The 9,963-nt window shown below is 48.4% G+C and carries 6 protein-coding genes; 5 read left to right on the top strand and 1 reads right to left on the bottom strand.

What is annotated here, in order from left to right; genetic code table 11:
- Window positions 1–2 precede the first annotated feature (2 nt).
- The 4 genes from QUA50_RS23810 to QUA50_RS23825 all read left to right on the top strand — a co-directional run bounded on the left by QUA50_RS23810 (window position 3) and on the right by QUA50_RS23825 (window position 3,541).
- Window positions 3–365 carry a type II toxin-antitoxin system death-on-curing family toxin gene (locus QUA50_RS23810; protein ID WP_333258458.1) on the top strand — a complete coding sequence of 121 codons (363 nt, stop codon included), beginning with the start codon at window positions 3–5 and terminating at the stop codon, window positions 363–365.
- Window positions 366–721: 356 nt separating this feature from the next.
- Window positions 722–1,912, top strand: coding sequence for a tetratricopeptide repeat-containing serine protease family protein (locus tag QUA50_RS23815; protein WP_333258456.1), 1,191 nt, complete (start codon window positions 722–724; stop codon window positions 1,910–1,912).
- 87 nt (window positions 1,913–1,999) lie between these two features.
- Window positions 2,000–2,578, top strand: coding sequence for a Uma2 family endonuclease (locus QUA50_RS23820; RefSeq protein WP_333258454.1), 579 nt, complete (start codon window positions 2,000–2,002; stop codon window positions 2,576–2,578).
- A 330-nt stretch (window positions 2,579–2,908) separates the two neighbouring features.
- Window positions 2,909–3,541: a restriction endonuclease subunit R gene (locus QUA50_RS23825; protein WP_333258452.1), complete on the top strand. Its 633-nt coding sequence runs from the start codon at window positions 2,909–2,911 to the stop codon at window positions 3,539–3,541.
- Between the two features lie 234 nt (window positions 3,542–3,775).
- On the opposite strand, the gene QUA50_RS23830 is transcribed toward QUA50_RS23825, so the two are convergent.
- Window positions 3,776–8,935 (bottom strand): CHAT domain-containing protein, encoded by a 5,160-nt coding sequence (locus QUA50_RS23830; protein ID WP_333258450.1) that lies wholly within the window; start codon window positions 8,933–8,935, stop codon window positions 3,776–3,778.
- Between the two features lie 207 nt (window positions 8,936–9,142).
- Between QUA50_RS23830 and coaE the strand changes: the two genes are divergently transcribed.
- Complete coding sequence (gene coaE / locus QUA50_RS23835) at window positions 9,143–9,874, top strand: dephospho-CoA kinase (RefSeq protein WP_333258448.1); 732 nt, start codon at window positions 9,143–9,145, stop codon at window positions 9,872–9,874.
- Window positions 9,875–9,963: the final 89 nt, after the last annotated feature.

Consider the following 9,963-nt stretch of genomic DNA (forward strand, 5'->3'; position numbering starts at 1 on the left):
GTATGGTTTTAAGTATCCACGCCAGACAGATAGAGAGGTTTGGCGGCACTCCCGGCGTTAGAGATGAAGGTTTGTTAGAGTCGGCTTTGGCTCAACCGCAAGCAACTTTGGGCGGTCAATTTTTGCATTCAACGATTAGCGAACAAGCTGCCGCCTATCTCTATCACATAGCGATGAATCATCCCTTTATTGACGGTAACAAGCGATCGGCTTTTGCAGTGACAGATACCTTTTTGCGTTTGAATGGTGGCGCTCTGAATTTGACCGACGATGAAGTATATGATTTAGTCATGCGAGTCGCGCGGGGAAGCATAACTAAGGAAGAATTAAGCACGGAGTTCGAGTCATGTATTGTTGAGTTATAATAAGTATCGCGAATTAAATAACTTACAATTTTAATAGTTATTGTGGGATGGGCGTCCCGCCCGTCTTTTTTGGACGGGCGGGACGCCCATCCCACAAACTTGTGGAAGTTATTTAATTCTCATTCCTAAGTATGTTGGGCAGCCTGCATGGAGATTAGTTAAGGTACGCAGTGCGCCGCCTACAGTGAAATAGCGAATCGCGGAACAAAAAAGCGAGTAAAATTATCATCATTAAAGAACAAAGCCGATCTCCTTGGCGTCAAATCATCAATAAAACTAAAAACAAAAAAAGTACCAAGGATAGATCGCCCTTCCTCCGCCAAATCCCGCTACCCAACTACTAATTACCAATAGCCATGAATATAAATTTTTCTCGTTACGACACCTTAACCACCCTGCTAGCAGGAACTACCGCAGCCTTAACCATAGTCATCAGCCAAAGTGCGATCGCCAAAACCCCCCAAGAAGTCGCCAGCATTGCCGGGCCGCTGACAGTACAAATTAACAGTGCTCTCGGAGACGGTTCTGGCGTAATTATTGCCAAAACAGGCAAAACTTACACAGTTTTAACAGTCAACCACGTCGTAGAAAAAGCAGACGTGAAATACACCGTTCGCACGTCTAAAGGCAAAAACTATCCAGCAACCTCCGTCACCCGTTTGCAAACCGCCGAAACTGACCCGGATTTAGCTGTAGTCAAATTTGAAAGCCCCGAAGAATATCCAGTCGCGACGATCGCAGATTCCGATTTAGCCGTCATCGGCACTCAAATCTTCGTTTACGGCTATCCCGCTACGGGCGGACTTTTCGGCGCCGAACGAGAACCCGAACTCTCTCCCGGACTCGTAACCAGCCGCCCCGGCAACCGCCCGGAAGGTTACACTTTGCGGTATCAAGCCGTAACTTGGAGCGGCATGAGTGGCGGCCCAGTTTTTGACTCCGAAGGCCGAGTCATCGGTTTACACGGACAAGGGGAATTCGGTTTTGCTCAAACCAGTTCCGGCGAAGTCGCCCCGATTAAAACCGGATTTAACGCAGCAGTTCCCATCAATACATTTATCGCCAAGCTAGTGGCGGCGGGAATAAACAAATCCGAGTTGAAAGTAGACAATACTCCCGCAACCATCGGCCCGGTATCCACCGCCAATCCCCAAGACGCCCAAGCCTATTATTTTCGAGGACTTTCGCTGTTAGATCGAGGAGATGCTTGGGAGGCGATCGCGGATTTCAACAGAGCACTCGCTTTCAAGCCCAAATATACCCCTGAATTGTATTTTAATATCGGTAATGCCCGCACTTTCATCACCGCCGGCTTAGCCCAACTCGAACCCACACGCGGTTCCAATGCTATTCAAGCATACACCCTGGCGATCGAAGCCAATCCCGGTTTTGCCGACGCTTACTACAACCGAGCTTTAGCTTACCTGGACAACAAAGACCAACCGAAAGCAATTGCGGACTTTCAAAAAGCAGCAGAACTTTACAAGCAAGGCGGCAGAACGAGTGCCTATCAAGACGCGCTCAGCAGAATCAAACAATTGCAGTAGAATTAGAAGTTAATAATTAAGAATTAAAAATGGGATTACTCATTTTTAATTCTTAATGTCGTTAATAAAAACAGCAGGTAAATAACAATGACTGCTATCACCTTAAACCTCAATTCCATTATAAAACTAACTTCAGAACAGTTTTATCAACTGTGCGAAGAAAACCCGGACTTGAAACTTGAACGCAACGCCAACGGAGAATTAATTGTCATGCCCCCAACCGGAGGAGAAACTGGGAAAACCAACTCAACAGCCAATGCTCAAATCTGGACGTGGAACGATCGAACTGAACTCGGAGAAGTGTTTGATTCCTCCACAGGATTTACTCTCCCCAATAAAGCCGATCGAGCTCCCGGTGCTTCTTGGGTAGAAAAATCCCGCTGGTCAGCTTTGACGCCCGAACAAAGAGAAAAATTCATCCCGCTTTGTCCCGATTTTGTCATTGAATTAGTCTCGCCCAGCGACAGTTTGAAAAAAAGTCAGGAAAAAATGCAAGAATATATGGAAAATGGCTGCCGTTTGGGTTGGCTAATTAACCGCAAAAAACGGGAATTTGAAATTTATCGCCCCGGTCAAGATGTGGAAGTTTTACAATCTCCTCTCACTCTGTCTGGGGAAAATGTTTTGCCGGGATTTGTTCTCAATTTGCAAAAAATTTGGAATTAGCAGAATTAAATTTTGACTTATATCATCTTCGGTAAAATAAGCGTTATAAGGATCGCGAATTAAATAACTTACAATTTTAATTGTTATTGTGGGATGGGCGTCCCGCCCGTCCACTCATGACGGGCTTTCAGTCCCATCCCACTTTCAAGAGTGGAAGTTATTTAATTCTCATTCCTAAGCTGGTATTGAGGAATGCAATTCCCAGCGAATTTGGTCAGGACTCTGGATCGTCCCTACGAACCAATTTTGTTATTATCGCTCGACGGTACATCATATTATCTGGAAATTTGATAAAATTATAAGTACCCATAAAATTAACAGGCTAGAATTATGGTTCAAACAATTCAAGCTAAAAATGTCACATTAGAAGAATTAAAAGCACTTTTTGACCTTCAACTTGTCACAGACGACCAATTTTTCAGAGAATGGCAAGATGAGTTACCAGAAATTACCGACTTTCAAAAACGACAACTAGATCAGATTAAAGCGGGTTACTTCAACTTGTTGGAATACCCGCCGATGCTGGAAAAAACCATTAGTTTGTCAATTGTCTCTCCGCTGTTATTTGCAGGCGAGTTTTATCTGCATCCTTTATACATTAAACCAGAAAAATCCGTCGAAATTTCCGAAGAAGATGAAGGCGTTATTATCAAAGGTAGCCTCGATACTTTAGTTTTAAAAGAGCAGTTGTGGCTGATGGTAATAGAATCGAAGCGAGTTTCGTTTTCGATCGAAGCGGGATTGGCGCAAATCTTAGCTTATATGCTAGCAAATCCCAATCCCGACAAACCTAGTTACGGCATGATTGCTACAGGTGGCAGTTTCATTTTTGTTAAATTAGTGAAAGGAGAATCACCTCGATATAGCACATCTAAGGGGTATCTCACCCGGAACCCCGGCAACGAACTTTATGACGTGCTCCGCATCCTCAAACGGCTGACTCAATTAGTGATTAGTCAGTAAGCTGTCGCGCATTTAAATTACATACTGTCTGTTCCCCGTTTCCCGTTCCCTGTTCCATTTCACCAAATCCTAACACCCTATTTAAATGCAACACAGCTTAGTTATTGGGCATGGGGGATTGGGCATGGGGGATTGGGCATTAATCTTCCTTCTTCCTTCTTCCGACAGACATCGGACTGACATCCGTTACATCCGTTACAGAATCCGCTGCCGAACTTCCTTCTGTCTTCAGAATTACCACGGCGAACCGATCATGGTAAAAGCGGCCCAATAATAAGGATGCGACAAATTTCGATCGCCCCTGGCGGCCAACTCCGACGGCAAAGGCAGAGCTTGATTGTTGCCCGATCGTACCAAATAACCATCTTGCAACCGCACTTCACCCCGCAGCATCGCCAACTGCGCTTGCCGCAAAGCCTCAGCCTTAATCGGCGCTGTACGCAACTGCTGGTAAAACTCAGTCATCAGCCCCAAAGTACCGACATCGCTGACATACCACAAACTCGCCAAAGCCGATTTTACCCCAGCGTGCACCGCCAACCCCGCAAACCCCAACTCAGCTTGTTCGTCTCCCACCGCCGTAGTACACGCACTCAAAACCAATAACTCCACCTGCGGGTTAGATAACTTCAACTGATCCAACTGATTCAACCGCAACTTAGTATCCCAAAACTGAATGTAAGAATTTTGGGCCCCCCCAGGCTGAAAATCGCCGTGAGTAGCTAAATGAATAATTTTGTATTGCGGTTGATTGCGCTTCTGCTTCAAATTTGCCAAAGTAAAAGCTTCATTAAGAAAAGACGAACCCGGCCAAATCTTGCCCACAATAGTCGATATTTCCAGCGGCACCGCAGGCAAAGGATTTTGATCGTATTTGGCAGGAAAATTCGACGCACCCATCGCTAACACTTCAGAACCCTTAACATCGGCATAGCGAGTATCAGTTAAACTCAAACTCGGAATCAGCCCCAAACTGTACTTTTCTACCAAAAACTGCTTGCCGTCGTAAAGAGCAGCCAAAGGCAAAGTTCGCAAACCGACATCCATCGAAAACACCAAAGTGTCAATCTTGTTAGCCTCCAAATCCGGTTGCAGCGGTGCAATTAACCACTGGTAAAGTTCCTCGGCAGGTTGCTTGTAATCAACAGCATTCAATCTCCTGGGACTTCTGATAGCATTAGTAAATTCTTTAGCAACTTTGAGCACTGTCTCGCGGCTTGCCGGCACACTTTTAAAAACATTTTTGCCGTCTGGCAACAACAACACAAGTTCTAAATGTTTGTCTTTTGCCCATACGTAAAGGATGGCGGGTTTAACCCCAGTCAATTGATTGACACTGCTGAGAGTATCTCGAATACTTTGCTGCGTGACTGACTTTTCAGTCACAGTGCCCCCAAAGTAACGTTCAAATTCCCGCCCCTGAGTTCTATCCCTTTGCTGCACTGCGTCGATCGGACTTAGTTGCGCGATCGAGTTCGATCGAGAAATCTCAGGAACCCTCACATTCCCGATACCTTCTGACGTTACCGCACTCCCCGGCTTCTGTGGAGTTTTTGCCACGCTGGCGTTTTCTGTCACCGCAGGCGCGGTCAAATTGTCTTTTAACACCGACGGCGATCGCACTACCGGGCCGGCAGCAGTCTGGTTAGACTGCGCCTCAACAGACGCAACAGCAGGTTCTGGCGAGACATTTGCGTTACTGAGCTTTGGGGCAGACACTGGGGGGCCGAGACTCACCTGAGTCACAATTTGTTGAGAATTCTCTGTAGTTTGCAGTTCCACAGTGGTAGTTGGTGCCGGAGTCGGCACGATCGCCAGCGGCCCGATCGCAGTTGAGGAAGTAGCAGTATTCGACTTCGAGTTTCCCGTCCCAACAGTCGCCACCGTGCAGGTTCCCGACGCGCAAGTGCTTTGCAGCAGCGTCTGTGAACCCGATTGAGCCAGCCCCTCTGTAGAAATGCTGACCTGGGCGCGTTCAGCAGCATTTCCTGTTCCTGCAGCCCGAAACGCTCCCCCCGCCTCGATTGCCACATCGCCGCCCGTATTGCCGCGAGCTTTGATCGAAACAACTTCAACATCTTTCTGGCCAGTAATTTGGCTCGAACCCGCACTTCCCGATTGCGAACTCGAGTTAATCACCCCTGTAACGATCCGGCCCGGCGCCACAATCGAAATATCTCCCCCGCTTCTGGCACCAAAAGCATCGATATTGCCGGTTTCTAGCGCACCGGCACTGCGAATATTGATAGGGCCCGCCACCCCGGAAGTTGAGCGAGATGAAACCGTACCAGCAGTCAACTTGCCTTGACTGCTAGTGATGTTAATCCCCGCAATCGAGGTAACGTCTCCGACGGCTACAGTACCGCCCATCAGAGATATCGTGGCGTTATCAGTACCGACGATCGCACCCGTTCCCACGATCGCGCCGCTGCCAGACGGCGATCGAATCGTCGTCGGATCTTGAAATGTCACCGCCACTGGCGTTGAATTTGGCGTTGAATTTGGCGTGGAATTTGGCGTTGGAGTACCAATCGAGATCGCACCGCTACCGTCAGCGCGCCCGATCGCGATCGAAGCAAACCCATTCCGAAAAGTGTTCAATTCAGCAGCAGTCAAGTTCAGAGCTTCTGTATCGCCAGAACCTTGAATTATTATATTTTGACTGGGATCGGCCGGTTGCAGCACCAGATTGCCGTTGCTGGCGATCGAATTTTTGTCACCCGTCAAGTCAATTTCGTTGCCAGTTAAAGTAATATTTCCCGGTGTTTTCGAGCCGCCAGCTTCGATCGCCCCGGCAGTGACTCCCTTGGGCCCCGTCAGCGTCACATTCCCCGCGCGATCGCCCCTCGTGTCGATCGCGCCAGCAGTCACCGTACCCTGTGCAGTAACACTCACATCTCCCGCCGAATTGCCTATATCTTCGGGAGGATTGACAGAAGTGTTGATGGTGCGAGCAGTTCCAGTAAGTAGCTGACCGGTGGTGACATTGCCTGCGGTGCTGACGATGCGAATTTCCTGATTGTTGGTAGTGATATTTCCGGTACGGATATTGCCGTCAGCTTTGAGAGTAATTGAGGCATTGTCTGCCCCTGTCAGGGAACTTGTAGTAGTGATTGTTCCCAAACCCGCCGGCGATTGAATAATTAGCGGATCGTAAAATGTGAAATCGTTAGCAATCAGAATTGAACCGATACCGTTGCTGCGCCCGATCGTAATTCCAGCAAACCCATTTTCCAAACTTCCGAGGTCGTTTGCCGTCAGATTCAAATAAATATTAGTGCCGACATTTCCAGAACCGCCGATCGCAATATTTTGACCGGGACTCCAAGGTTGCAGCACCAAAAAGCCAGTACCGCTGACTGAATTTTTGTCGCCTTTAAAATTAATTTCATTACCAGTCAAAGTAATGTTTCCCGAACCCGCTGCGATCGAGCTCGCTCCCAGAACATTCCGAGCCGTCACAGTTATATTTCCCGTCGCTTCCGGGCCGCTGGCATCCAGTTTTTGTGCCGTTACGTTCAGGCCTTCGAGCAAAATATTCCCGCTGCTGCCGGTGCTGGGATTGGATGAAGAAATATTGTTGGCAACAATCGAACCCGGACTCATCAAACTAATATTTCCGCCGTTACTCGACAAATTGCCCGCAGTAATTTGGTTTCCAGAAATGGCGATCGCACCGCCAGCCGTGCTAATTGTATCTCCAGAATTCATCGAAAAAGCACCCGCACCATTGCGATCGGCATCTGCTCTAAATGTTACCGAACCAGTAGTTGCTTGAAAGCTCAACTGATTGTCCGCCAAATCAGCAATTGTAATATCATTTAGCGCTTCGAGAACCACATTTGCAGTCGCCGACATACTTTCCAAAGCTCTAGCCGAAATTGTCAGCGAAGGCTCAGAATTATTTTCCTGTCCTGGTAGCGTTCCTGTTGCCAAAATATTATTGTTGGCAATTATTTCCGCATCGCCCGCAGCTTCTGGGGAATCTGTAATTAAAATATTTTCTGGATCTAACAGCAAAGTCCCCAAACCGTTTGTCCCAGAGGTATCAACAGTACCGTTAAAAATCAATCTTTGCTTGCCCGAAACTTCCACAAACCCGCCAACACCTGCGGTTCCCGTTGCAGAAACGCCCGTTGCGCTGATGCTGCCCAAAAATGCTGTGGTGTTGTCAGCCCAGACAACAACTCTGCCGCCGTTGCCTGATTCAGTTGCGTTGGCTGCGATCGAACTTTTGCCATCCACGTAAGTCATCCCGGCAGTCGGCACAGTTCCCTCGCCTCGGTAATCTCCCCCGATCCGCACCGTTCCGCCGCCGTCGGGGCCCGAAGCCTCAATCTTCGCTCCAAACAGCCCTACCTTGTCGCCCAACACATTGACGCTTCCTCCCGCACCCCCCCTGGCAGACACGTCCGCAGCACCGCCTAGCAGAGCAGTTCCAGCCCCTGCAGGCACTGTTTGGCCGCCTGTGAGCACCACTTCACCTCGAGCGTTCGTAGTTATACCCGTAGCGTTAGCCGCGCCGGGGCCCGAAAGCAGCCGAGGTAAACTCAGCCCAGAGAAGGGAACAGCTTCCGAACCCGACACTGCGGCTGCTGGAGAAACTTCTAAACTCAGCAAAAGTCCGTTTTGACTCAACCGCACCAGATTTTCGCCCGGAACAGCCGCCACAGTAATTTGACCGCCTGGGGCCCAAAGTTGCCCTGTACTGATGACCGTACCGCCGAGCAAAGTCAAATTTTGCCCGGTGCCGACAGCCAAGTTACCGGCATTGACAATACTCCCCGGCTGTGCGCCAAAAACAAAAGCATTCGGCGTTCCGACGAGGGCCGCGAAGTCGTTCGCCCCAGTACCGTTGAACCAACCGTCGTCAAAACCGATACCGCTAGCGGTGGTAGCCAAAAAAGACCCGGACACGTCGAGTCGGGCATTTGTTCCGAAGATGATGCCTGCGGGATTCATCAGCAACAAATTAGAATTGCCGCCGCTAACTTGAATTAGACCGTTAATTAAGGAAGCGTCGCCCCCCACAACACGGCCGAGGATATTTTTAACGCTTGGGTTGGAGATGAAATTGGCAGTTTCGCCCGAATTCAGATTGAACCGAGTAAAACTGTGGAACAAATTTGCTCCGTCTCTGGAGGTAGTGCCGCCCTGAATGTCGTAGCGAGGGGGCGACGCTGTACGTGGGGCGGTGACATTGGTTCCGGTGCCGTCTGGGGCTGGAGTAATAGATTGTGCCGCAGCAATTTGAGATTGGGGATAAATTGCCACGAGTACCCATCCGTTGCTGTTTTCTTTGAGGAAAACCAGGTTGGGGAAAAAATCTAATATCAAAAATCCAGCAATGGGAATTGCTGCCAGAATCGACCGCACAGCACGTTGAGCATTCATAAGTTTGCCTCGGTCTAGACCTTAATGCGAGTTTAAAATTGAGATTTTAGGTAAAAAAGAGTCGATCGCACCCCAATACTGACACTTCCTAACGCGAACTCTCGATCGCAAATCTTAAAATTTAAGTCTAAATTTGATTGTGTCACCAACATAGCAAAGACTGACAGTAAGTGTCGAAACACTGTTCCGTTTAAACGCCTGAAAATTATGAGCGATCTAATTATCCGTCCGATCGGTTTAACTGGGGGCATCGCCACTGGTAAAACCGCTATATCTAATTATCTGGCCGATGCCTGTGGATTTCCGATTTTAGATGCCGATATTTACGCCCGCGAAGCTGTGAACCCCGGTTCGCCAATACTTGACTCTATTGTAAAACGATACGGCGCGGGTATTTTGCTCCCGGACGGCAATTTAAATCGACCAGAGTTGGGAAGTATTATTTTTTGTAACGCAGACGAGCGGCAGTGGTTGGAACAACAGATTCACCCTTACGTGCGCCGCCGATTAGTTGAGGAAACTCAAAGCTACATTGCTGCATCAAGTTTGGTATCCCAAGACACACAGGATTTAGGTACAAAGACTCAAGAAATCGGCTTTTTTCACCAAAAGCTAGAACGAAGTATTGTGGAAAAAAAACCCGGTTTCTGTCCCAAAGCTGACACGTTGACTTTGGTTTTGGTAGTGCCGCTGCTGTTTGAAGCTAACATGACTGACTTGTGTACCGAAATTTGGGTAGTGTACTGTTCGCCAGAAGTGCAGTTAAAACGACTCATGCAGCGAGACGGCTTAAGTTACGATCGAGCTATTGCCCGCATTAACGCCCAGTTGCCGCTAGCTCAAAAGTGTCAACAAGCTGATGTTGTTTTGGACAACTCGTCAACCCTCGACTCGCTATTCCAGCAGGTAGATGTGCAAGTCAGTCGCTGTGACATTTGATACTTGAGATGTAAGGAATGAGAATTAAATAACTTCCACTCTTAAAAGTGGGATGGGCGTCCCGCCCGTCCTTTTTGGACGGGCGGGAC

It is taken from the genome of Microcoleus sp. M2_D5, assembly GCF_036701935.1.
Lineage (GTDB): Bacteria > Cyanobacteriota > Cyanobacteriia > Cyanobacteriales > Microcoleaceae > Microcoleus.

Excerpts from the sequence above, each read along its gene's own strand:
- QUA50_RS23810 (WP_333258458.1), top strand. The coding sequence starts at position 3 with ATGGTTTTAAGTATCCACGCCAGACAGATAGAGAGGTTTGGCGGCACT.
- QUA50_RS23815 (WP_333258456.1), top strand. The coding sequence starts at position 722 with ATGAATATAAATTTTTCTCGTTACGACACCTTAACCACCCTGCTAGCA.
- QUA50_RS23820 (WP_333258454.1), top strand. The coding sequence starts at position 2,000 with ATGACTGCTATCACCTTAAACCTCAATTCCATTATAAAACTAACTTCA.
- QUA50_RS23825 (WP_333258452.1), top strand. The coding sequence starts at position 2,909 with ATGGTTCAAACAATTCAAGCTAAAAATGTCACATTAGAAGAATTAAAA.
- QUA50_RS23830 (WP_333258450.1), bottom strand. The coding sequence starts at position 8,935 with ATGAATGCTCAACGTGCTGTGCGGTCGATTCTGGCAGCAATTCCCATT.
- coaE (WP_333258448.1), top strand. The coding sequence starts at position 9,143 with ATGAGCGATCTAATTATCCGTCCGATCGGTTTAACTGGGGGCATCGCC.